Source organism: Actinoplanes sp. NPDC051470 (genome assembly GCF_040682035.1).
In the GTDB taxonomy this organism is placed as follows: Bacteria; Actinomycetota; Actinomycetes; order Mycobacteriales; family Micromonosporaceae; genus Actinoplanes.
On sequence record NZ_JBFBAA010000013.1, the window covers coordinates 1 to 23,432 of the forward strand.

At 68.9% G+C, this 23,432-nt stretch carries 16 protein-coding genes; 4 read left to right on the forward strand and 12 right to left on the reverse strand.

The genetic code is table 11. The features are described 5' to 3' along the window. Positions 1-119: 119 nt before the first annotated feature. A complete protein-coding gene (locus AB0M54_RS22855; protein ID WP_364473550.1) occupies positions 120-8,135 on the reverse strand; it encodes a DNRLRE domain-containing protein in 8,016 nt (2,671 codons plus the stop codon). Positions 8,136-8,594: 459 nt separating this feature from the next. On the opposite strand from AB0M54_RS22855, the gene AB0M54_RS22860 reads away from it, so the two are divergent. Then, entirely contained in the window at positions 8,595-9,626 is a 1,032-nt protein-coding gene (locus AB0M54_RS22860; RefSeq protein WP_364473551.1) for a hypothetical protein, read from the forward strand. 164 nt (positions 9,627-9,790) lie between these two features. Here the strand turns inward: AB0M54_RS22860 and AB0M54_RS22865 are convergent, their stop codons facing one another. After that, a complete protein-coding gene (locus tag AB0M54_RS22865) occupies positions 9,791-10,228 on the reverse strand; it encodes a MarR family winged helix-turn-helix transcriptional regulator (protein WP_364327139.1) in 438 nt (145 codons plus the stop codon). Between the two features lie 70 nt (positions 10,229-10,298). Here AB0M54_RS22865 and AB0M54_RS22870 point away from each other — a divergent pair, with 70 nt between their 5' ends. Continuing rightward, entirely contained in the window at positions 10,299-11,243 is a 945-nt protein-coding gene (locus tag AB0M54_RS22870; protein ID WP_364327136.1) for an NAD(P)-dependent oxidoreductase, read from the forward strand. 124 nt (positions 11,244-11,367) lie between these two features. Here the strand turns inward: AB0M54_RS22870 and AB0M54_RS22875 are convergent, their stop codons facing one another. After that, the gene (locus tag AB0M54_RS22875; protein ID WP_364327133.1) at positions 11,368-12,762 is read right to left on the reverse strand and encodes a serine hydrolase; all 1,395 of its coding nucleotides are present in this window, start codon (positions 12,760-12,762) and stop codon (positions 11,368-11,370) included. Between the two features lie 172 nt (positions 12,763-12,934). On the opposite strand from AB0M54_RS22875, the gene AB0M54_RS22880 reads away from it, so the two are divergent. Further along, complete coding sequence (locus AB0M54_RS22880; protein ID WP_364473552.1) at positions 12,935-13,621, forward strand: SDR family oxidoreductase; 687 nt, start codon at positions 12,935-12,937, stop codon at positions 13,619-13,621. Positions 13,622-13,652: 31 nt separating this feature from the next. Here AB0M54_RS22880 and AB0M54_RS22885 read toward each other — a convergent pair whose 3' ends face one another. Further along, positions 13,653-14,255: a TetR/AcrR family transcriptional regulator gene (locus AB0M54_RS22885; protein ID WP_364473553.1), complete on the reverse strand. Its 603-nt coding sequence runs from the start codon at positions 14,253-14,255 to the stop codon at positions 13,653-13,655. Between the two features lie 75 nt (positions 14,256-14,330). Here AB0M54_RS22885 and AB0M54_RS22890 point away from each other — a divergent pair, with 75 nt between their 5' ends. Further along, positions 14,331-14,894 carry a class I SAM-dependent methyltransferase gene (locus tag AB0M54_RS22890; RefSeq protein ID WP_364327124.1) on the forward strand — a complete coding sequence of 188 codons (564 nt, stop codon included), beginning with the start codon at positions 14,331-14,333 and terminating at the stop codon, positions 14,892-14,894. Here the strand turns inward: AB0M54_RS22890 and AB0M54_RS22895 are convergent. The 8 genes from AB0M54_RS22895 to AB0M54_RS22930 all read right to left on the reverse strand — a co-directional run bounded on the left by AB0M54_RS22895 (position 14,891) and on the right by AB0M54_RS22930 (position 23,425). Continuing rightward, entirely contained in the window at positions 14,891-15,571 is a 681-nt protein-coding gene (locus AB0M54_RS22895) for a helix-turn-helix domain-containing protein (protein WP_364327121.1), read from the reverse strand. The genes AB0M54_RS22890 and AB0M54_RS22895 overlap by 4 nt on opposite strands. Next, on the reverse strand, positions 15,568-16,623 hold the full coding sequence (locus AB0M54_RS22900; protein WP_364327119.1) for a branched-chain amino acid ABC transporter permease: 1,056 nt from the start codon (positions 16,621-16,623) through the stop codon (positions 15,568-15,570). The genes AB0M54_RS22895 and AB0M54_RS22900 overlap by 4 nt, the downstream gene beginning before the upstream one ends. Next, positions 16,620-17,492 (reverse strand): branched-chain amino acid ABC transporter permease, encoded by an 873-nt coding sequence (locus tag AB0M54_RS22905; RefSeq protein ID WP_364327116.1) that lies wholly within the window; start codon positions 17,490-17,492, stop codon positions 16,620-16,622. Before AB0M54_RS22905 ends, AB0M54_RS22900 begins: the two co-directional genes overlap by 4 nt. Beyond that, a complete protein-coding gene (locus AB0M54_RS22910) occupies positions 17,489-18,739 on the reverse strand; it encodes an ABC transporter substrate-binding protein (protein ID WP_364473554.1) in 1,251 nt (416 codons plus the stop codon). Before AB0M54_RS22910 ends, AB0M54_RS22905 begins: the two co-directional genes overlap by 4 nt. A gap of 17 nt (positions 18,740-18,756) precedes the next feature. Beyond that, on the reverse strand, positions 18,757-19,449 hold the full coding sequence (locus AB0M54_RS22915) for an ABC transporter ATP-binding protein (RefSeq protein WP_364327110.1): 693 nt from the start codon (positions 19,447-19,449) through the stop codon (positions 18,757-18,759). Further along, entirely contained in the window at positions 19,442-20,188 is a 747-nt protein-coding gene (locus AB0M54_RS22920) for an ABC transporter ATP-binding protein (protein WP_364473555.1), read from the reverse strand. Before AB0M54_RS22920 ends, AB0M54_RS22915 begins: the two co-directional genes overlap by 8 nt. Before the next feature lie 32 nt (positions 20,189-20,220). Further along, positions 20,221-21,849: a tannase/feruloyl esterase family alpha/beta hydrolase gene (locus AB0M54_RS22925; RefSeq protein ID WP_364473556.1), complete on the reverse strand. Its 1,629-nt coding sequence runs from the start codon at positions 21,847-21,849 to the stop codon at positions 20,221-20,223. A gap of 193 nt (positions 21,850-22,042) precedes the next feature. After that, on the reverse strand, positions 22,043-23,425 hold the full coding sequence (locus tag AB0M54_RS22930) for a S28 family serine protease (protein ID WP_364473558.1): 1,383 nt from the start codon (positions 23,423-23,425) through the stop codon (positions 22,043-22,045). Positions 23,426-23,432: the final 7 nt, after the last annotated feature.

The window sequence follows — 23,432 nt, forward strand, 5'->3', positions numbered from 1 at the left end:
GCTCGCGTTCGGTCAGCACACTCGGTGGGCCACTGTCGGGCACCGGCGCCACGGCCGGGCGTACCGCCATCGCCACCGGGACGCGGCGGTCGCGCCGGCGCCTCTACCGCGGCGGGACGTCAGTCACTGATGCCGACGTCCCGGCCGAAGTCCTCCTGCTGCTTGTCCGACCAGTCCTCGATCTTCTGGCCGACCGTGCTGTCACCGACCTTGATGCCCGCGTCGTCCCCGGACCGGTCGGTGCTGGTGATCTTCTCGCCCAGCCAGCCTCCGGCGTAGGACCCCGCGCCGGCGAACACCGCCCCACAGGCCGGGGCCGCGGGCCCGCACACGCCGCCGGCTGCTGCTCCGAGCGCCCCAAGGCCCATGCTGAGGCCGGTCTCGATGCCGGCCTTGGTCCCGGCGGCGAACCACTTGTCCCCCTCACGCTTGTGCTTGGTGAAGCTGAGCGCACCGCCGATGGCGTCCCCGATCGGGCCGGCCGCCTTCCAGGCCTTGCTGCGACCGAGCTTGCCGGCCGCGTTCATGGCGGGGTCCTTCAGCTTGGCCGCGTCGGTCCACTTCTCGGTCTGCTTGGCGATGCCCTCGCCGGCCGACTGGAGCGCTCCGAGGTCGTCGGCCGCCTGCTTGCCCTTGTCGATCCCCTTGTCGATCGCCTTGTTGGCCTTGTCCTTGGTCTGCTCCCAGAGCTTGCCGGCCTTGTCGGACGCCTTCTGCGCGGCGCCCTTCGCGGCCTCCCCACCGGCTCCGATGGCGTCCTTGGCGACGTTCTTGAGCTTGTCGACACCTTCCTTGATCTTGTCGCCGATGTCGCCCAGGGAGAAGTGGCCGTCGATCTCGATGTTGGTGACCGGGTTGCCGCCGGCGAAGGCGTACCGGTTGTTGGTGAACGGGTCGACCGACATGTTGAGGTCGGCGAGCGCCCCGTTGTAGTAGTCGCGGCTGAGGAACCGGTTCAGGCCGGGGTTGTAGTTGCGGAAGCCCATGTTGTAGTCGCCGCTGACCTCGTCGAACCGCTTGCCGTTGAAGCGGTACGCGTTGTACGGCGTCTTGGCCGGGTCACCCGGCTGGGCGCCGCTGGGCTTGTCGATGCCGGTGAACTGCTGCTGGTCGTCCTTGCCGTAGGCGGTGTACCCGTACGTCGACTTCGAGTTGCCCTTGTCGTCGGTCAGCTGCTCGACGTCCTCGTGCGCGTTGTACCCGAGGTAGGCGTCCTCCTGCCCGCCGGGCGTGAAGGTGGTCTGCGACAACAGCTGCCCGGACGGCGAGTACTGGTACGACTTCTTCAGCTGACCGCCGACCTCCTCGGACAGGATCTTCTCCGAGGTGCCGAGGTAGCCGTACTCGGTGGTCTCGCTGCCCTTCTTGCGGGAGGCCTGCCGGTCCAGCGGGTCGTAGGTGTACTCCGTCGTGCCGCCCTGGAACTTCGACGCCGAGGTGACGCGGTTGAAGGAGTCGTACTTGTACGTCTGCAGGTCGATGCCCTGCGAGCTGATCTTCTCCATGCGGCCGAAGTCGTCGTACGTGTAGTCGGCCGTGGTTCCGTCCGTGGTCGACTTGGTCACCCGGTTGCGGTCGTAGGTGAAGGTCGTCTCGCCGTCCTTCAGCTTCTGCCGGATGACGTTGTTGTTGGCGTCGTGGTCGTATTCCTCGGTCGTCGCGCCGTGCCCGGTCTTGGTCACCTTCCGGATGCGGTCCAGCGGGTCGAACGAGTTCTCGGTCGTCGTGTCCAGGAACGCCGCGTTGTTGTCGGCGTTCTGCTTGTGGGCGACGTCCTTGCTGCGGTGGCCGTTGAGGTTGTACTCGTAGCTGTGCTCGTTGACCACCGCGTCGTTGTTCTTCTTCTCGACCTGGTGCTTCTCCTGGCCGTCGAGGTAGTAGTCCTTGGTGACCACGTTGCCGTTGGCCTTGGTCTCGGTCTTCACCTCGTGCCGCTTGGTGTAGGTGAACTTGGTGACCTTCAGCTTGGGATCGGTGCTGGACGTGCCGACCTTCGACTCGGCGGCGAGGTCGAGCGGGTTGTAGTTGAACTCGGAGAACTGCTTGTCGTGGGTGCGGGTCTTGGTCAGGCCGTTGGAGAAGTAGGTGAACGAGGTGGTGTTCTTCGTCGTCCCGGACTTCTTCTCCTCGATCTTGTCCACCCGGTTCAGCCCGTCGTAGGTCAGGGCGTACTGGTCGACCTTGGCGTCCGAGCTGGTGTCCTTCATCTCGGTGATGTTGCCGTTGAGGTCGTAGGTGTAGGCGAAGCTCTTCTTCTTCTGCCCGGCGCCGTCCCCGTCGTCGACCCGGGTCTTCTTCTTGCCGTCGGGGTAGTACGTCGTGCTCATCGACTGGGTCTTGTCCTTGCCGGTGACCTTGCGGCTGGTCTGCGCGCCGAGAGCGTCGTAGTCGTAGGTGGTCTTGATGTTCCACTCGTCGGTGCTGCTCCGCACCCAGCCGTTGTCGAAGTACTCGTGGGTGGTGTTGATCCGCTTGTCCTGGCCCTGCTTGCCCGACGGCGGCGAGCTGACCAGCTTGACCCGGCCCACCTCGTCGTACTCGTACGTGGTCTTCTCGGGGGTCTTGTACTCCGCGTCGTCCTCGTCGTACGGCTGGATCTGTTCCTTCACCCGGTTCATCGCGTCATAGACGGTGACGTTGGCGAAGTCGTTCTTGTCCGCCTCGGTCTCGACGCCGCGCGGCGTCTCCACCTTGGTGCGGTTGCCGACCTCGTCGTAGCCGAACCGGGTGGTGCGGTAGGTGACCTTGCCGTCCGCGGCCCGGCTGTACGGCACCCGCTGCTCGATCGGCTTGGCCCGCTCGTCGAGGACCGTGGTGGTCTCGTTGCCGTCCTGGTCCTTGCGGACGATCGGGTTCCCGTCGCCGTCGTAGCGGGTCTCCTGCCGGTTCCCGTCGGCGTCGAGGACCGCGGTGACCTGGTGCTTGCGGTCGTACTCGTAGGTCGTGTTGACGTCGTTGGGGTCGGTCGTGTCGTTCTTGCGCTGGTCGGCGATGGTCTTGAGGTTGCCGACCCGGTCGTAGGTGTAGGTGACCTTGCCGCCCTTGGCGTCGGTCATCTGCAGGACGCGGTTCAGCTCGTCGTAGACGTACCTGGTCCGGTAGTCGTTCGGGTCGGCGCTCGCGCTGCCCTTGGGCTCGGTGATCCAGATCAGGTTGCCGACGTTGTCGTACTCGTAGCTGGTTCGCCGTTCGGCCCCGCCCTGGGTGTCCGGCGGCTCCATGACGGCACGGATCCGGTCCATCGGGTCGTGGGTGGCCGTGGTCTTGGCCCCGTTGGCGCGGACGTCCTCGTAGACGTTGTCGTTGCGGTCGTAGCTCGGACCCGGGGTGATGATGTAGACGCCGTTGTCCTGGTCCTTCGGCACCTTGCTGCCCCGCGGCCGGCCGAACAGGTCGTACTCGTAGGTGCTCTTCTTCTTCCGGGCGTCCTCGACGCTGGTCACGTTGCCCAGCACGTCGTACTCGTACGTGGTGACGTTCTTGAGCGGGTCGGTGATCCGCTTGGGATAGCCCACCGGCTCGAAGTCGGAGAACAGGGTGGTCTTCTCGTTCGCGTCGGTGGCCGACTCCATCTGGCCGTACCGGTCGTAGGTGTAGGTGGTGGTGTAGTCACCCTCGACCCGGTCGGTGGCGACGCCCTTCGGGTCGGTCACCGAGACCAGGTTGGCGAAGTCGTCGTAGCCGAAGACCCAGTGCCGTCCCTCCGGGCTGATCTTGTCGATCAGCTCGGCGGTGTACCCCTTCAGCCCTGTGCGGTACATCAGCCTGGTCGGTGACTGCGGCGCCTGCGGGTCGGCGTTGGCCTCGGCGTCGCGGATCTCCGTGGGATAGCCCGTCCTGGGGTCGTACACCCACGTGGTGGTGGCCCCGTTGTCCTCCTTCAGCCGGTCCACGTTGTTGTCGGCGTCCCAGTGCAGCTCGGTCTTCTCACCCTTGGCGTTGGTCAGCAGGGTGGGCCGGCCGAAGCCGTCGATCAGGAACGTGGACAGCCGGCCCTGCGCGTCGAGAATGGTGGAGGTGATCTGCTTGTTGGCGTCGCCGTCGAGGTTCAGGTAGTCGAAGACGGTTTCCTTCTCCTCGCGGTCGACCACGGCCTTGGCCCGGAGCCGGCGGTTCTGGTTGTCGTTGGTGTCGTAGTAGCGCACCACCGTGGGGTTGCCGCGGGGGTCGTCGACCCGGGTCAGCTTCGGGTTGCCGTCGCCCAGCTTGTCGTCGTACCAGAACTGGAACGGCTTCTCCCCGCTGTCGCCCTGGCCGTCGACGACCAGCTGGAGCAGGCCCTTGTTGCTGTACGTGAAGGTGACCGTCCGGCCGTTGATGTCGGTGATCGACTTCAGCTGCTCGATGATCTTGCCGTTGTCGAGGTTGACGCCGCTCTTCTTCTCGTTGTTGACGAAGTAGTCGTACTGCGGGTCACCCTGCGCGTAGTAGTCCAGCGAGAGCGTGCGCCGGCCGGCCGAGTCGGTGATGTACTTCAGCACGCCCGTGTTCAGGTTGGACGCGGACGTCCGCTCGTACGTGTAGTTCAGCTCGTTGCCGTTGTTGTCGATGACCGCGGTCTGGTAGCCGTCGGTGTCGAAGAACGCCTTCGTCCGGTCCGGCCGGGTCATCACGTACGCCTTGGTGGTGTCCTCGTCACCGGTGCGCTGGAAGTACAGGTGCACGCCCTTGGGGTGGTCGTAGTCCCAGTCGGACGTCCTGGTGCTGTTGTGCTTGTTCAGCTGGAACACGTTGGTCGTGCCGTCCCCGTCGACCAGGTCGACCTTCTCGGGCCAGTCCGGCGTGCCGCCGGTGAACCGCAGCGGCGAGCCGAGCCGGGCGATGCTGGAGGTGGACAGCGACCAGCCGTAGCCGATGTACGAGTTGGACGTGTCCTGGCTGTTGTAGGTGAGCCGCACGAACGTGTTCAGGCCACGGCTCGGGTTGTCCAGCACGTCGTAGCTGAAGACGGCGTTGCCGCCGAACTGGTTGACCAGCACGTTCGAGCCGGCGCCGGCCGGTGAGCCGCCGTACTGATAGAACTTCTCCAGGCCGAGCTGGTCCGAGGTCGGGTCCTCGACGGCGATCTCCTGCGCCAGCGGGGGGATCTGCGCGGTCTGCGACAGCCACTGCCCGGTGGCCTTCTGCCGCAGGTCCCATTTCAGGACGAATGATTCCCGCTTGTTGGCCGTGTCCTGCCGGGCCGGCGTCATGATCTTCGCGGTCACCGTCTGCGCGTCACCACGGTTCAGGTCCGCGGTGAGCGCGGTGTCACGCCGGTTGTCGGCGGTCGTGACGTCCCGGCCGTCCGCCGTCTCCCAGCGGTACGAGAGCACCCAGTCGTCCTTCTTGATCACCTGGTCGGTGGTGTTGGCCACGGTGACCGGGGCGGAGTACTCGTCGCCCGGGATCATCCGGCTCGGCACCGTCGGGGCGTAGTACGTGCCCGCCGGGTCGGCGTAGACCACCGTCAGCTTCGGCTGCAGCAGCGGCTCGGCGCCCTCGCCGGAGAGGAACAGCGTGCGCTCCTGCGGCCCGGCCTCGTCGGCCAGCTTGATCAGGGCGCCCTTGTTGGTGTTCGGATCGGCGATCCACTTCTGCACCAGCGTGTCGGCGTCGAACTGCCGCACCACCGGGTCGTTGGTGACCTGGCTGACCGTGCCCAGCCCGGTGGCCTGGATGTCACCGCCCGGGCTGGTCCAGGCGGTGGCCGCGCTGGCCCGGTTCCAGCTGGCGGCGCCCTCGTCGAAGTCCTTGGTGAGCTCGTGCAGCTGGTAGGTGGCGCCGCTGCCGACGGTGTAGAAGCCCCAGAGGTTGACCTTGGCGTCGAGGACCCGGGCCCCGGTCGGCACGCCGTTCATGCTCGGGAACTTCACGACGGCGCGGGTCTTGCCGTACGTGGCGCTGTTGTTGCCCACCGACAGCCACGGCGAGCCCTGCAGCACGTCGTGTCCCACGGTCGGCTCGGTGCTGGACAACGTGGTGTCGCGGGAGTCGCCCTGGATCACCTTGACCACCCGGCCCGCCTTGGGCAGGCGGACGAGCTGGCTCTGCGAGCCGAGCAGCGACCCGTCCCGCAGCTTCACCGCGACCTGGTAGTAGAACGCGTTGCCGAACGGTTCGGCCGAGTTCGCCGGCGTGGGCTCGGCGCTGGTGTCGTTGTAGGCGGTCTGCCCCTTCTTCACCGGGGCGACCAGCGTGGCCCGGGTGGGCAGGAAGTGCTGCCAGATGCTGCGGTGGATCTGGTACTCGACGTAGTCGTCGTTGGCGTACGGAGCCCACTTCAGATCGGCGCCGGTGGACCGGATCGTCATCGGCGGCGCGAGGTCGACGCCCGGCTTGCCGTAGGTCAGCAGCAGCTTCGGCGTCTGGTCGACCTCGCCGTTGTAGGCGTACTCGGCGGCCTCGTACCGGGGCCCGCCGGTGTTCGGGGTCTCGGTGGTCGCCTTCAGCATGAACCCGTTGTTGGCCTGGGTGCCGTCCAGCCAGTTCTGCACGGTGTCCCGGACGCTGAAGTTGTGCCAGGCGTTGACCTGGTTCACCTTCTTGACGTCGGTGCCGCGCTTGATGAACCGGACCGCGTCGGCGACGACGGCCTTGCCTGCCACGTCGCCGAGCACGACCTTGTGGGTGGTCCCGGCCGCGAAGGAGTACGTGCCCAGGGTCGTCCACGCCCCGTCGCCGCCGGTGGTCTGGTTCACGTTCACCGTCGCCGTACCCCCGGCGTGGTGCACGGTGAACGGGGCGTTGGTGGCGCGGTCGGCGCCGCCGACGTGGTACGCCTCGACGGTGTAGACACCGGCCTCGGTCAGCCGCGGCACCCAGGTGAAGGTGTCACCGGTGCGGGTGTCCTTGTTCATCCGGTACCCGCCGCCGTTGCCGGCGCCCGTGGTGTTGGTCCACTCGCCGCTGAACGACGTCCGGTTGGCCTCCGAGTTGTCCACCGTGGTGCTGTTCTGGGCCAGATCCGCGCTCGAGCCGTTGATCGAGTTCCAGGTGACCGTGTCCTCGGTCCAGGGCGCGGTCACCCGGTACGCGCCGACCTCGACGTTGGCCGCGTCGGTGGTGTGCGTCTGGTCGAACCAGGTGCGCAGCTGCGCCGAGTCGAGCGTCGTCCCGGCGGGGATCCGCGACAGGTCGAAGCGCAACAGGCTGCGGGCGACGGAGCTGCTGGTGTTGCCCACCGACAGCCGCCAGTTGCCGTCGAAGTTCCGGGCCGGCTCGTCCGAGGTGATCATCGCGTCCTGCGACTGGGTGACCGTCGGCTGGATCTTCACGGTCGGGTCGACCACGACCGGGTACTTCCGCGCCGCGTCCGTCAGCCACGCCGCGTCCGGCGTGATCGTCACCAGGGACCGGGCGCCGCGTGCGGTCAGCGCCTGCGTCACCTTGCTGCTGTAGGCCTTGCCGTACGGGCTGCGCGCGTCGTCCTTGGCGTCGTACATGAACGGCTTGGGCAGGTAGAACAGCGGCGGGCCGTCACCGCCGGCGAAGGCGATCGACCCGTCCGGCCGCGCGACCGCGCCGACCCCGCGCAGATCCAGCACGAATCGGTACGCGGGGGCGGTCGCCGGCGCCGACCGGAGCCGGATGTCGCTCTTCAGCGCGGTCGGCGTCACCGTGTACGCGTACTCGACACCGTCCACGGCGAAGGTCGCGGTGCTCCCCTTGATCGCGGGCCGCACCGGGCGGGCCGGCCCGTCCAGGCCGACGGCCACCCGCCGGCCGTCCTGCTCGAAGGTCAGCAGGCGGTCGGTCCGGTCGCCGAAGTGCGTGATGAACGAGTTGGTCGTGTTCGCCGCCGGGTAACCGGGCCGGTCACTGGCCTTGATCCGGGTGTCGATGTTCTGCCACCGGCCCCGGTCGTCGCGGTAGTGCCGCGGCCCGGCCGACACCTCGTCCTGCACCCGCCCGTCCTTGAGCAGGAAGCGCTTGATGTTGACGGTCCGCTGGCCGACCAGCTCCCGGACCCGCTTGACGGCGGGCAGCGGCACCTTGGCCACCGGGCGTTCCGGCGTGCTGACCAGCTTGGCCGGTGTGCGGTCGCTGGTGGCGACCTCGCGGCCGGTCGCCAGGGGCACTCCCCTACCGGTCGCGCCGGTCGCCGGCGCCGCCTCGCCGGAGCCGGGCAGCCAGCCGCCCCTGCGGCCGGCCACATACACCCCGCTCCCCACCAGCGCGAGAACCGCTACGACGGCGATCCACCATCTGACGCGTACGGATTTCGACACACCAACCCCCCGTGGTTGTTGTCCCAGCACGACCTGTCGGAACGCAGCACGGAGGGCCGCGTCGCCCGGCAGGGTGCCGGAACAACGCGAATGAGATTGATTTCGGACAATGTAGTGCAGTCAGGCACGACGTTGTCGTGTCTGCGCCGAAGTGAAGTCAAGCCCCCGTGTAGTGCAATTGCCACGGACACGCTACGCAGAAAAGTTGCCACAAGGCAATGGCTCCTTCGGTCGAGAATCAGACGATCTCTCCACTGTGTATGCGGGGACTGTCCATGGTGGCTCGTCAAGCTGATTCGACGGGGTTGCAGGCCAAAAACCCGGGCGCTAATCTCCCGATGCTCGGGTTGTCACAACGGGGGAGGCACCATGAGGCAGTGGATCATGCATAGACAATCGGTCCTGCGCCGCGTCAGCGCCGTTTGCGCCGGAACACTCCTGCTGGTCGGGCTGACCGCGACGGCGGCGCGGGCGGCCGACGGAACCGCGCTGGGCCTGCCCACCTACGGGGCGATGGTCGTCGACGACGAACACTCCCTGGTCTTCGTCAGCGGGGGCCCCAGCTCGAACGGCATCGTCGTCACCGACTTCGACGGCCGGGTCCGCAAGACCATCGGCAGGCAGTACGGCGCCACCGGCATGGCCCTCAACGCCGACCGCACCAAGCTGTACGCCGCCCTCGCCGCCGGCGACGCGATCAGCGTCATCGACGTGCACACGCTCAAGGAGATCGACCGGTACCCCACCGGGTCGCGAACCTGCCCGACCCACCTGGCCCGCACCGGCGACAACATCTGGTTCGGCCACGGCTGCGACGACAACTGGACCGGCGGCGTCGGCCGCCTGGACACGGCGGTCAGCCCGGCCACGGTCCAGACCTCCCAGCAGGGCGAGGCGAGGTTCCTGCGTGCGCCGGTCCTCGCGTCGGCCGACGACGCCGACGGTCCGCTGGTGGCCAGCCAGCTGGCGCTGAGCCGCTCGACCAGCTGGGCCTACACGGTCGACGACAACGCTCTCGTGGCCCGGGCCAGCAGCGACGCCCCCGGCAGCAACCTGGTCGACACCGACGTCGACGCGACCGGCGAGTTGCTCTACACGGCGAGCCGGTCGACCAACGACTTCCCGGCGTACGAGACCGAGGATCTGGTCGGCCGGGGCGCCTACCGCGTCGGACAGCACCCGGCCGCGGTGTCCATCTCCCCCGACGACCAGTACCTCGCGCTCGGCATCCAGAACCCCGGCGACGACGTGCTCGTCTACGAGCCGGGCGGTGTCCTGCCGGTCGATCGGCTCGACGTCACCACCGACGTCGTCGCCCTGCGCGGGCTGGCCTGGTCCAAGTACGCCACCGAGCTGTTCGTGATCACCGTCGGCGCGAACGGCGGCTCCCCGACGCTGCGGATCGTCCACTTCTGATCGGCTCGGCATTCATTTCAAGCGATCATTCGGCGTGAATCCGGCACCTCGGGTCATTTATCGGACGGCACAATAGGGATTCATGAAATGGGGTGGCGGAAGAGTTCTCCGAGCTTCCGCCACCCACATTGTTCAGGCCGGGTCACCGGTGACCCGGGCCCGGGTCAGTTCTCCACGAGGGTGCGCAGTGTCCGGCGAAGCTGATCGGTCGCATTCGGACTGATCGCGGCCACGAACGCGCTCTCGGCCTTTCCGTACGCCAGCTCCGCCGCGTCGTAGGTCTGCAACCCCGGTGCGGTGAGCTCGACGACGTTCCTGCGCCGGTCTGCGGGGTCCGGGCGCCGCGTGATGATGCCCTTGCCCTCGAGCACGTCCAGCAACGCCACCATCGTGGTGCGGTCGATGCCGAGCGTCTGCGCCACCTGCAGCTGCGACGCCGGCTCCCGGTGGGCCAGGACCCGGAGCGCCCCGAAGTCCTTGCTGTCGATCCCCAGCGGCTCGAGCGCCGCGTCCGTCAACGCCGCGAGCTTGAGGGCCGCGTGCTTGAGGAGGTACCCCAAGACCTCGTGCGGGTCAGCGGTGGTGCTCGGCTCGGTGGACACGGGTCCCATCTTAGGCTTAGCCTGATCGTCAGTACTACTGACGATCAGACCTGCTGCGAAAGGCGCGACCATGATCCTCGTCACCGGAGGGCTCGGCTTCATCGGCTCCCACACCGTCCGCGCCCTCACCGACGCCGGCGAGGAGTGCGTCCTGCTCCAGCGCCGCACCCCGCAGGTCCCCCCGCACCTGGCCGACCTTCCCATCCACGTCGTCCAGGCCGACGTCGCCGACCTCGACGCCCTGCTCGCCGTGGGCCGGCAGTACCCGATCACCGGGATCGTGCACCTCGCCGTCGCTCTGCCGTGGCCGGTGACCGACGTCGACCCGATCGAGGCCACGAGGGGGGCGCTGGATGCGTTCCTCAACATCGTCCGCGCCGCGCAGGCCTGGGGTGTGCGCCGTGTCGTGGCCGCGAGCACCATCGGCGTCTACGGCTTCGGCTCCGGAGGCGCGCTGACCGAGGACGTGCCGATCCCCCTGGGGTACTTCCACCCCATCCCGACGTTCAAGAAGATCACCGAACTTCTCGCCGGCCACCTCTCGGACGTGACCGACGTGGACATCGTCAACGCACGCATCTCCGGCACCTGGGGTCCCGGCGGCCACCTGCCCGACCCGTTCTTCGCCGCACCCTCCCTGGCTCATGCCGCCGCCCGGCGCAGCCAACCCGACCTGTCCGGACTGCTCGCACCGCCGCACGCCGACGACGCTCTCGACCTGCTCTACGTCAAGGACACCGGTCGCGCGCTCGCGCTGCTGCAGCTCGCCGGGAAGCTGAACCACCCCACGTACAACGTCGCCTCCGGTCGCGCCACGAGCAACGCCGACGTCGTCACCGCGATCAACTCCGTCGAGCCCGGCTTCCAGTGCGAACTCCCCTCGGCCGGGGACCACCCGGTGAGCTGGCTCGACATCACGCGCCTGCGCGAGGACACCGGGTTCGAGCCCCGGTACGACACCGCCGCGGCTGCCGCCGACTACATCGCCTGGCTGCGCGCGGGAAACCAGCGGTAGCCCCCAGCCGTCCTCGGCTGCCCCGCAGCAGTGGTAGGTCCTGACGGTGTTCGGGGCCGCGATGCCGCTCTCCCCTACCACTGCTCGTGGCGGTGGTAGCGGAGCACGGCGGCGGGACAGCACTCTAGCTCCTGGCGGCCTCGTACTGGTCGAGGGCCGCGCCGAGCCGCGCGAACTTCTGGGTGTACTCGACCGGGACGGTGCCGGGCGGGGTCGCCGGGCGCTCCGGGTCCTGGTACTGGTCACCGAGGTTGGAGAAGACCGCGACGATGTAGTGCCGGTCGGCCGCGCCGGGCAACGACCTGACGACGCCGGCGTCGGAGCCGGTGTTGTTCACCCAGCCCGGCTTGTGGGCGAAGGTCACCTCGGCGGCCTCGTTGCAGGGCCGCACGTCCTGGCCGAAGGCCTCGCCCGCGACGGTGACCGTGCCGTCCTCGGCGACCCACCGGTCCGCGACCCGCTGCGGGATGCCCGCCGCCGGATAGTCCCGGCCGCAGTAGTTCGGCGTCGACAACATCCAGTTCCAGCCCTGCTCACCCAGCTTGGACATGAAGAGCCGGCGCGACGCGGAGGACAGGACGTCCCTGGTCACCGGCACGCCGGCCGGGGTCGTCCACAACGTGCCGGCGCCCCCGTTGACGACGGACAGCAGCTTCGCGGTGTCCAGCGAGCTCATCGTGACCGGGTTGCCCCAGCGCCCGCCGTTGACCGGGTTGGTGTTCTTGAGCTGCAACGTCTCCAGGCCGAGATCCTGGAACGCCTGGTTGAGCCCGTCGATCGCGCCGCGGTCATGCATCATCTTGATCAGCGCGCAGGTCGCCGCGTTCGACGACTCGGTCAGCGACTTGTCGACGTAGTTGCGGATCGTGTCACTGCTCGCCTCGCCGCAGAGCGAGCTGATCGTCGCCGGCTGGTACGCGTACGTGTCGTCGAGCGCGATCTGACCCTGGTCGACCAGGCGCAACACGCCGAAGTTGACCATCAGCTTGAGCACCGAGGCCGGGTACGGCGACATGAAGTCCAGGGGCGCGTCCTCCCGGCCGGGCACGATGTCGATCGTCCCCCGCGCCTGGTTGGCGTACCAGCCGGCATCGTCCCACTGCCGCCACCGCACGGCGCTGGTGTGATGGTTCTCGTCGACCGGCACGACCACACCGTGCTGGTACTGCGGGCTCATCAGCACGGTCGCCGAGCCGGTGATCCGGCCGTAGCCGTCCAGCTCGAGGACGGTGGCGTCGATCTGCGGCTGCTGCGAGATCGGCTCGGCGGCCGCGGCGGCGAGTCCCTTGACCCGCGGCGCCCCCTCCTTGTCGGCGGTCGCCTTCACCTTGACCGTGGCCGGCGGGGCGAGGTCGAGCACCTCCTGGAAGGCGAGTTCGTCCATCGTGGTCCGCAGGAACTCGGCGAGTGCCGGGGCCGGCGCCCGGGTGTCGGCCTGCGCCGTCATCGTGACCGACACGAGGCCGGCGGTGACGATCGCGGCGACTCCGCCGGCGATCAACCTTTTCGTTCGCAACATGGAGATCCGTCCACTAGAGAGGCGCTGCACGGCTTCCCATCCTCGCCTCTCGACCTGATTGAGAGTCAAGCGGGCACCGTCCGACGGTGTAGATGGCGTACGGCGTAAGCCGTGTGACCGCGCTCTCAAGCGGTTGTCTCTCACATCTATGTCAGGTTTTAGCGTGGGAGCCATGCAGATCTCAGGAGCCGTCGCCCTCGTCACCGGGGCCAACCGCGGCCTCGGCAAGCACTTCGCCGAGCAGCTTCTCTCCCGCGGCGCCAAGGTGTACGCCACCGCCCGCCGACCCGAACTCGTCGACCTCCCCGGCGCCACGGTGCTTCCGCTCGACATCACCGACCCGGACTCGGTCGCCGCCGCGGCGGCCGCCGCACCGGACGTCACGCTGCTTGTCAACAACGCCGGCATCGACACGGCGACCGGCCTGGTCACCGGCGACCTCGACCGGATCCGCCGCGAGCTCGACACCCACGTCTGGGGCACGCTCGCGATGATCCGGGCCTTCGCCCCACGGCTGTCCGACGGTGCGATCCTCAACGTGCTGTCGGCGATGTCGTGGTTCAACTATCCCGGCCACACCGCCTACGGCGTCGCCAAGGCCGCCGAGTGGAACCTGACCAACGGCGTACGCCTGGAGCTCGCCGAGCAGAAGACCCTGGTCACCGCCCTGCACCTCGGCGCCGCCGACACCGGGCTGAGTGACTACGACGGCCCCAAGGGCGACCCGGCCGTCCTCGTGCGGGCCGGCCTGGACGGGATCGAGCAGGACCGCGTCGAGGTGCTCGCCGACGAGTGGAGCGCCCACGTCAAGGCCTCCCTGGCCGGCGACCCCAGCGAGTTCTACCGGAACGACGAGTGAGGCCAGGACGACGAGTGAGGCCGGGACGGCGTCACGGCCAGGACAACATCACCTGGTCGACGATCCCGTCGAGCTCCGCGCGATCGAGGCCGTTGGCCGCGTGCACGGGAATGCCGAACGCCACCGCCATGATGTAACGGGCCAGCCGTTGCGGATCGGTGTCGCCGGGCAGGTCCCCCTCGTCCGACGCGCGGCGGAAACGCTGCTCGAGGCGGTCGCCGGCGGCGTTGCGCCACTGGACGAGCACGTCATGGACGGGACGGTTCTCGGCACTGGCCGACAGCGCGCCCTGGATGGTCAGGCACCCCGCGAAATTCTCGGGAAGGGTGGCGGTACGGACCGCTCCGCGCAGCAGCGCCTCGGCCACGGCCCGGGCGGTCGGCTGCGCCAGGGCATCGTCGAGGTAGCCGGCCGGGCCGTCCACGTACCGCTGCAGGGCCTTGCGGAACAGCTGCTCCTTGTTGCCGAAGGCCGCGTACATGCTCGTCCGGGTGATTCCCATGGCGCCGGTCAGGTCGGTGAGGCTCGAACCCTCGTACCCCTGCTCCCAGAACACCCGCATGGCGCGCTCCAGCGCCTCGTCGATGTCGAAGCCCCGAGGCCGGCCCATCACGGTGCTGCGGGAACCACTCATCGCGCGATCGTACCCCTCGGTACAGAAGTACTCCCCCGCCCGGTTGGTGTTCCCGCGCGGCACCATAATGGGCCGGTGATCCCGCTGCCCGCCGCGGTGACTGCCGCCCATGACCGAGCCGACGACGCCGGCTTCGCCTGCTCCAGCGAACCGCTCACCGGCCGGTTACTCGCCACGCTGAGCGCCGCGGTGCCGGTCGGCGGCCGCATTCTCGAGCTGGGCACCGGCGCCGGCGTCGGCCTGGCCTGGATCGCGCACGGCCTCGGCATCCGCCGCGACGTACGGGTCACCTCGGTGGACAACAACGAAGAACTCGCTGACGCCGTACGCCGGACCGGCCTGCCCGACGGCTTCGACATCCGCACCGGCGACGCCGAGGCCCTGCTACCGCACCTGGGCACCTTCGACCTGATCTTCGCCGACGCGCCGGCCGGCAAATGGACCGGCCTGGACCACACCATCGCCGCCCTCAACGGCCACGGCTGCCTGCTCGTCGACGACATGGATCCAGACCGCCACCCCGACCCCGCCCACCACGCGATCCTGGACCAGATCCGGCGAACCCTCACCGGACACGACGACCTGGTCACCACCGAACTACCGGTCGGCAGCGGCCTCATCATGGCCGTCCGCCGCTAGTCGAGTTCCTTCGCCTGGTCCTTCAGGGAGGTCAGGACGCGGCGGGTCTGCGGCGTGTCGGGGAGCAGCGCGAGAAGCACCGGAGCGGTCGAGAAGGCCGACTGGTGAACCATCAGGCGGCGGACCCATTCCATGCCCGCGGCCAGCTCGGCGAGGGGATCGGTCGCGCCGCCCTCACGGACCCAATTGCCGAGCGCCGAGCGGTGGATCGCGTCGATCAGGGCGGCGAGGGCCATCGACTGGAACGAGGGTGCGTCGGGCGGGAGGCGATCACGCAGGAACGACCGGGTCAGCGCCACGTACCGTTCGTGTTCGACGACCTCCCGCTTCCGCAGCTCGGGCACGACGCGGGTCAGCTTGTACCGCCGGAGGACGAGTTCGGGCCGGCTGAGGAAATCGCGCAGCGACTCCTCGGTGGCCGCGATGACGGCGTCCACCGGGTCGGTGCCGGGGGCGGACTCGGCCAGACAGCGCTCGACCAGCCCGAGGTGTTCGGTGTGGTCCGGGAAGACCAGTTCGTCCTTGCTCTGGAAGTGCCGGAAGACGGTGCGGCGGGACACGCTGGACGCTTCGGCGACGGCTTCGACCGTGACGTTCGCGTACCCCTCCTTCAGGAAGAGGGCCATCGCGATCTCCGAGATCCGGTACTTGGTCTCGAGTATGTTCCGCGATGTCACCGACCGGTGCCCTCTCCTGGGTCCGCGCTGTCCGGGCTGCGCCGCGACGACCTGCGTCGCAGCCGCCGGGCCAGCCACTGGTGACGCACGGTACCCCAGACGCCCCGGCGGAACAGCAGCACCACCAGCACGAAGACCGCGCCGGTGACCAGGTCGATGCCGTGGAAACCGGACGAGGCGAGGTAGTCGGCCAGCATCACGGTCAGGAACGCGCCCACGATTCCGCCCCACAGCGTGCCGATGCCGCCCAGCACCGTCATCAGAACAACATCGCCCGAGGTGCTCCAGTGCAGCTCGGTCAGCGCGACGAAACCGTGGCTGATGGCGAACACCCCGCCGGCCAGGCCGGTCAGCCCGGCCGACAGCACGAAGGCGATGAGCTTGTACTTCTCCACCTCGTAGCCGAGCGCCCGGGCCCGCTGGGTGTTGTCGCGGATCGACACCAGGACCCGGCCGAACGGCGAGTGCACGATCCGCCAGGCCGCCCACATGCCGAACAGCAGGATCGGCAGGGCCGCGTAGTAGAAGTAGAACGACTGGGTCTCCACCAGCTCGATGCCGAAAAAGGAGCGGGGTACGCCCTGCAGCCCGTTCTCGCCACCGGTCAGGTCGCTCCACCGGTAGCCGATGAAGTAGACCATCTGCGCGAAGGCGAGCGTCACCATCGCGAAGTAGATCCCGGACCGGCGCACCGACATGTACCCGATGGGAATGGCGAGAATCATCGCGAACACCGCGCCGCCGACGACCGCCACCGGGAACGGCACGCCGTAGTGCGTCGCGATCAGGCCGGCGACGTAGGCCGAGCTGCCCCAGAACGCCGCGTGTCCGAAGGAGAGCAGGCCCGCGTAGCCGAGCAGGATGTCCAGGGCGATCGCGAACAGCGCCAGCGCCACGATGTCCATCGCGACCGGCGGGTAGACGAACCAGGGCAGCGCCAGCGCGGTCACCAGGCCGGCGGCCAGCAGGATCCACCGCACCTTCGGGTCGCGTCCCGCGGGGGGCGCGTCCGCACCGGTGACCGGAGCCTCGGTAACCGCGGACTGCGTCATGCCGTCGCCTCCTTACGTCCGAACAGCCCGGCCGGCCGGACCAGGATGATCAGGGCCATCAGGACGAAGATGAGGATCTGGGCGAACGTCGGGGCGTACGCCTGCCCGAACGCCTCGACCAGGCCCACCAGGAAGCCCGCGACCACCGCACCGAGGATCGACCCGAGCCCGCCGATGACGACGACCGCGAACAGGATGATGGCGAAGTTGTTGCCCATGTCGGCGGTGATCGCCCGGAACGGCGCCGCGAGCACCCCGGCCAGGCCGGCGAGCGCGACGCCGAAGCCGAAGACCGGCGTCACCCAGCGACCCACGTTGATGCCCAGGGCCCGGGCAAGCTCGGGCTTCTCGGTCGAGGCCCGGACGATCATGCCGACCCTGGTCCGCGTCATCATCAGCCAGACGAGCACACAGACCGCCACCGAGAACAGCAGGACGAACAGCTGGTAGCGCGGCAGCACCACGCCGGCCAGGTCGACGCGTCCGGTGAGCCCGCCCGGAAGCTGGTACGGCAGCCCGGAGACGCCGTACCGCTGCTTGACCAGCTCGACGAGGACCAGGGTGAGGCCGAAGGTGAGCAGCAGGTTGTAGAGCGGGTCGAGCCGGAGCAGCCATTGGACGAGCAGCCGCTCCACCACGACGCCGAAGACGAACATCAGCACCGGCACCACCAGCAGCGACCACCACAGCGTGAGACCGAGGGTGTCGAGCAGGACGGCGGTGGCGACCGCGCCGAGCATGTAGAACGCGCCGTGGGCGAAGTTCACCACGCCCAGCACCCCGAAGATGACCGCCAGTCCCAGGGCGGCCAGCGCGTAGAAGCTGCCGGCCGCCAGTCCCTGTACGACGTACTGGAGAACCGCGCTCATGGCTTCATCGAGCAGCCGGACGCCTCGGCCGGCGGGAACCCCTTGGCCGCCGGAATCTTGGTCACGATCTCCTCGTAGTCCCAGGGCTCCTTCACGTCGGCCGGCTTCTTGACCCGGGCCAGGTTGGCGTCGTGGACGACCGAGTGGTCCTTGGCGCGGATCTCGCCGTTGCGCAGGAACACGTCGTTGACCTTCTTGCCCTCGAGCTTCCCGACCACCGCGTCGGTGTCGTCGGTGCCGGCCTCCTGGACCGCCTCCAGGTATTGCAGCGCCGCGGAGTAGTTGCCGGCGTGCTCGAAGCTCGGGCGGTTGCCGGTCTCGGCCAGGAACCGGTCGGCCCAGGCGCGTGCCTCGGCGTCCATGTTCCAGTACCAGGGGTCGGTGAACAGCGTGCCGGCGAACTGCTCCACGCCCAGCGAGTGGATGTCGTTGATGACCATCAGCCCGACGGCCAGCTCGACGCCCTTGTCCTTCAGCCCCGACTCGTTGAACTGCTTGACCAGGTTGATCAGGTCACCGCCGGCGTGCATCGTGCCGATCACGTCGGGATTGCTGCTGCCGGCCTTGGTGAGGAAGGTCGCGAAGTTCTCGTTCGGGAACGGCGTCGGGATGGTCTCCTGAACCGCGCCACCCGCCTTCGTGATCGCGTCGGTGAAGGACTTGGTCATGTTCTGCCCGAACTCGTAGTCGGGGAAGATGATCGTCCACTTCTTGCCGCCGCTCTGGGTGACCGTCGTGCCGGTGCCGTTGGCGAGCAGGTACGTGTTGTACGCCCACTGGAAGGTGTACTTGTTGCACTGGGCGCCGGTCAGCGCGGTGGTCGCCGCGCTCACGTCGAGGAACAGTTTCTTGTGGGTCTTCGCCTGGTTGGCGACGGCCAGGGCGGCGGACGAGGTCGGCACGTCCAGGATGACGTCCGCTCCCCCGCGCTCGTACAGCTCCGCGGCCTTGGTGTTGGCGATGTCCGGCTTGTTCTGGTGGTCGGTCGAGGTCACCTCGATCTTCTTGACGACCGCCTTGTCGCCGTACTTCTTCTGGTAGTCGGCGACGGCCATCTTGACCGCCTTGACGGAGTTCGGCCCGGACGCGTCCTTGTAGACCCCGGACTGGTCGTTGAGCACCGCCAGCACCAGCTTGTCCCCCGAGAAGGCGCCACCCGACCCACCGGGGCCTCCGCCACCGCAGGCGCCGAGAAGCAGGACGACCGTCATGGCCGGGACGCCGGCCCAGATTCGCTTGCTCATCATGATTTTCTCCACAGTGGTCAGATGCCGAGGTGTTTGAGGAGGTCGCCCTCGCGCCGCCGGAACTCGGAGTTGTCCAGGGTCTCCACGATCCGGCCCTGGCTGAGCAGGTAGTGCCGGTCGGCGACGGTGGCCGCGAACTTGACGTTCTGCTCGATGAGCAGCACGCCGGCGCCGCCGGCCTTGATCTCGCGGATGATCTCCCCGATCCGGGCCACCACCACCGGAGCCAGGCCCTCGGAGGGCTCATCCATGAGCAGCAGACGGGCCCCGGTCCGCAACACCCGGGCGATGGCCAGCATCTGCTGCTCCCCGCCGGACAGCGTGGTGCCCGACGCCTTGCGCCGCTCGGCGAGCACGGGGAACGCCTCGTAGACCCGGTCCAGCGGCCAGGCCCGGTCGGAGACCCTGGGCGGGAGCAGCAGGTTCTCCTCCACCGTCAGGCCGGCGTAGATGCCGCGGTCGTCCTGGACCCAGCCCATGCCGGCGCGGGCCCGCCGGTGCGCGGGCAGGCCAGTGACGTCCCGGCCGTGCAGACGGACGGTGCCGGCGACCTGCCGGTGCAGGCCGATCAGGCAGCGCACCAGGGTGGTCTTGCCGGCCCCGTTGCGCCCGGCCAGCGAGACGACCTCGCCCTCGCCCACGCGTACGTCCACCCCGTGCAACGCCTGCGCCTGCCCGTACCACGCCTTCAGACCGGTGACCTCAAGCATGGTCGGCCTCGCCCAAGTACGCGGTGATCACCCGTTCGTCGTCGCGGACCTCGTCGTAGCGGCCCTCGGCCAGCACCTTGCCCTGCTGCAGCACCGTCACCCGGTCGGCCAGGCTGCCGACGACATGCATGTTGTGGTCGACGAACACCACGGTGCGGCCGGCCGCGATCCGGCGGACCAGCTCGATGGTGCGGTCGACATCCTCGATCCCCATCCCGGCCGTCGGCTCGTCGAGGAGCATCACCGGTGGGTCCAGCGCCAGCACCAGGGACAGCTCCAGCGCGCGCTTCTGGCCGTACGCGAGCAGTCCGACCTGCTTGTCCGCCAGCGACATCAGTCCCACCTGGGACAGCAGCTCGTCCACACGGGCCCGGTGCCGGCCCAGCAGCTTCTCCGACCGCCAGAACCGGAACCCCTGGCTGCCGTGGCCCTGAAGAGCGAGTTCCACGTGCTCGCGACTGGTCAGCGTCTCGAAGAGGCTGGTGATCTGGAACGACCTGGCCACGCCCCGGCGCGCGACCTGCTCGGGCGGCCGGCCGGTGATGTCCTCGTCGAACACCATGATCGCCCCGGACGTCGGTGACAGGAAGCCGGTCAGCAGGTTGAACAGGGTGGTCTTGCCCGCGCCGTTGGGACCGACCAGCGCGTGCACGGTGCCCTCGCGGACCTCGAGGTCCACCGAGTCGACCGCGCGGAAGCCCCGGAACACCTTGGTCAGCGCCCGCGTGCGTACCGCCACCCGGCCCCCTTCCGGCCGGTTGTCGGTCGAGGTCACTGCGAACACACGAAGCTCTGCGCGAGGTCGGGATCGCCCGACCGGTATCTCGGCCAGCGCGGGTACTCGCAGAGCGGGCGGGTCCGGCCGTCCCTGGGGTCCTGCACCACCGGTCGGGCCGGCGGCCGCCCGTCCTCCACCCACTGCTCCAGGGCGGTCAGCGAGTCCCAGGTGGCGGCGAACGCCGGCGCCCCGAAGTTGGCGTGATTCGCACCCGGCGCGAGGTAGTACCGCATGAATTCGTTCGTCGGCCGGGCGCCGACCTTGGCGAGCACGCGCCGGTAGTAGTCGTTGGTGGAGCGATGGGAGACGAGCTCGTCCGCGGAACCGTGCATCAGGATCAGCCGTCCGCCGGAACGCGCGAAGGGGCGGAGGTCCACGTTGTTGCGGTCCTGGATGGTGGAGAGATAGCTGATCCGGGGAAACCACTTCCCGGGGCGCCGCGGGTCGACGTCGAGGGAGTTGTAGCCGGGGTCCCTGGTCAGGAAGTACTTGACCCACTGGTCCCAGTACTGGAAGCCGTACGCGCTCGTGGGTGGCATGGGGTTGGCGGGTGCGGTGACGCCGAACCCGAGATACGGCGTCCTCATGTCGGCGCCGGAGAGGAACGGGAAGCCGGGGTAGTACCGCTCGCCGCTGGCGATCCGGTACGGCCAGCTGAACGGGGTGGACGCGGCGGTCACCGAGGCGATCTGCGGGTCGGAGAGGCAGGTGGGCCCGGTGTCGGCGCCTCGGGGGCAGCGAAGCACCCGGGGGTCGAAGTGGCAGCCGCCGAGATTCGAGATGACCTTGTCCTCGACACCGTCCCGGCCGTCGCAGGCCGCCATGACGCTGTTGTAGAGGAGGGTCTGCTTGTCGGGCCCGGGGAACGCGCCGGGACGGGACATCACCTGCGCGAGGTACCCGAGATACAGGGCCTCGGCCATGTTGTTCCAGGCCGGGTAGGCCGAGATGACGCCGTCGAAGGCGTCCGGCCACCGTTGCGCGACGACCAGAGCCTCACGACCGCCGGTCGATCCGCCCGCGAAGTACGCCCGGCCGGGACGTACGCCGTAGCCATGACGGACCAGGTACAGGGCGGCGTCGTGGGTCTTCTTGAGCGCGTCGCCGGCGGCGAAGTTCCGGAGCGCCTCGTCGTTGCGGCCGAAGGACCCGTCCAGCGACGCCGCGGGACCGGCCTGGTGTCCGGAGTCGCTCGCGTACGTCGCATATCCCCGAGCCAGGGGCGTCGGCTGGTCGGGGCGGCCGAACGGCACGTTCTGGGCGATGTCGGGGATGGTGCCGTTGTATCCGCCGCCGCCGAACATCATCGTGTCGCGGTTCCAGCCGACCGGCAGGCCGATCCGCAGCCGGATGTCCGGAGCGGACGGATCCTTCGGGAAGAGCGCCGCGCGCACGTCGCAGTACTCCACGGTCCGGCCACTCACGACCTGGGTCACCAAGGCGGCCGACTCGACGCGGCCACCGCGGGTCGGCAGGCTGATCACCGAGGACGGGATCTCTTTCCCGGCCAGCTCGGCGCATCGCGGGACCGCGCTCACCGTGGCCGTGGCGGGCGCCGGCCCGACGACCATCGTGGCGCCCACCAACGCGGTCGCCAGCGCCACCCGCAGCATTCGACTCATGTCCGAACCCTCCTGACCCAGCACTCTGTGCCGCCGATACATCGATGTACGGCACTGGGTGCCACTGACTGTGCCATGGGTCACAGTCAGTGGCAAGGGTCAGTCCGAGGAATGTCGCGATTGGAATGGCGAGCACGAAGAAGCCGGCGGGCCCGTCACGGACCCGCCGGCTTCTCGGTCGTACTACCTCGCGCTACCTCCGGGCGCCGCGCGTCGGGAGCATGTCGTCCAACGGCAGCGGGACGGTGCGGAGCTCCGCGGTCGCGGTCGAGACACCGGCCCAGCGCCGCAGCGTGGCCGTCGCCGCCGCGGAGTCCGCCGGGTTCAGCCCGGCGATCCTCGCGCCGTGGTTGGCGCCCGGTGCGACGTACAGATAGGAGTCACGCCGGCTTGGGGCGAAGCGCTCGGCGCTCCACGGGTCGTTCTGGCCGTAGACGAACATCATGCGCTGCGAGAGCGTGCGCACCCACAGGTCCACATCGATCATCGGCAGCGGGTTGTGCGGCTTGCGCAGCTCTCGGGGCAGGGCCGAGTTCGCCGTGTAGAGCCCGGGGTACCGGCGCAACCCGCGCAGGTGGTCGAAGCGCAGGTCGGCCCAGCCGAGCTGGGTGGCCGCCTGGTAGTAGTACGGCCAGTAGTACTCCAGGCCCTGGTCGGTGTAGAACGACCAGCTCGCGACCGCGTCGATCCAGTCGTACAGCTGCTGGTCGGTGGCCGTGGCGGGCGGCACGCCGGCACAGGACGAGGTTCCCAGGTACTGCCAGAACGCCCACACCGTGTCCAGCACGGTCAGCTCCAGCGACCGGTCGGCCGTGCCCAGCGTCCGGGTGAACGTCCAGCCGTTCGCCGCGGCATCCGCCTGCAGCATCGGCACCAGGCGGTCACGGCGCTTCAGAGCTTCCTTCTGTACGCCGTTCAGCGCGCTGCGGCAGGCCGGGTCGCCGACCGTGGCGAAGAACCGGTCGTACGCGCCGTCGAGCTCGTTGAGCGGGTCGTTCGGGGCGACGTAGGCGACCACGCCGTCCACATCGTTCGGATAGAAGCGCCGGTGGTAGACCGACGTCATGCCGCCCTTGCTGCCACCGGTCTGGATCCACTTGCCGGCGTAGATGGCCTTGAAGGCCTGGACGATGCGGTGCTCGTCGCTGGCCTCCTGCCAGATGTTCAGGTCGGACCAGTCGGCCGGAGCGGGGCGCGACGGGCTGAAGAAGCGATGTTCCACCGAGACCTGGTTGGCGTTCAGGAGCGTGGTGGGCTCGGTACGCGACGGCCCGGGCGTGGCCGGCAGGCCGTAACCGCTGGTGGCGAGCACGACGGGCGCGTCGTCGGCCCGGTGCAGCAGGGTGAGCCGCTGCTCGTAGGTGCCGCCGCCGGGGTGCCGGTGGTCGGCCGGCTGACGGTAGGTCAGCACGAAGAACTGGTATCCGGTGGGTTCGGTGCGCGACACGACCGTCATGCCGGGGATCGCGGCGAGCCGCGTCGCCAGATCGGCCACGACACCGCGGGCGGACGCGACCGAGGCCGGCATCAGAAGGGCGAGCACAAGAAGAAGCACCGTCAGAACGCGACTACGCATTGACGGA

Coding starts and splice junctions, on each gene's coding strand:
- AB0M54_RS22900 (WP_364327119.1), bottom strand. CDS start 16,623: ATGACGCAGTCCGCGGTTACCGAGGCTCCGGTCACCGGTGCGGACGCG.
- AB0M54_RS22885 (WP_364473553.1), bottom strand. CDS start 14,255: ATGAGTGGTTCCCGCAGCACCGTGATGGGCCGGCCTCGGGGCTTCGAC.
- AB0M54_RS22915 (WP_364327110.1), bottom strand. CDS start 19,449: ATGCTTGAGGTCACCGGTCTGAAGGCGTGGTACGGGCAGGCGCAGGCG.
- AB0M54_RS22910 (WP_364473554.1), bottom strand. CDS start 18,739: ATGATGAGCAAGCGAATCTGGGCCGGCGTCCCGGCCATGACGGTCGTC.
- AB0M54_RS22860 (WP_364473551.1), top strand. CDS start 8,595: ATGCATAGACAATCGGTCCTGCGCCGCGTCAGCGCCGTTTGCGCCGGA.
- AB0M54_RS22875 (WP_364327133.1), bottom strand. CDS start 12,762: ATGTTGCGAACGAAAAGGTTGATCGCCGGCGGAGTCGCCGCGATCGTC.
- AB0M54_RS22880 (WP_364473552.1), top strand. CDS start 12,935: ATGCAGATCTCAGGAGCCGTCGCCCTCGTCACCGGGGCCAACCGCGGC.
- AB0M54_RS22925 (WP_364473556.1), bottom strand. CDS start 21,849: ATGAGTCGAATGCTGCGGGTGGCGCTGGCGACCGCGTTGGTGGGCGCC.
- AB0M54_RS22930 (WP_364473558.1), bottom strand. CDS start 23,425: ATGCGTAGTCGCGTTCTGACGGTGCTTCTTCTTGTGCTCGCCCTTCTG.
- AB0M54_RS22870 (WP_364327136.1), top strand. CDS start 10,299: ATGATCCTCGTCACCGGAGGGCTCGGCTTCATCGGCTCCCACACCGTC.
- AB0M54_RS22905 (WP_364327116.1), bottom strand. CDS start 17,492: ATGAGCGCGGTTCTCCAGTACGTCGTACAGGGACTGGCGGCCGGCAGC.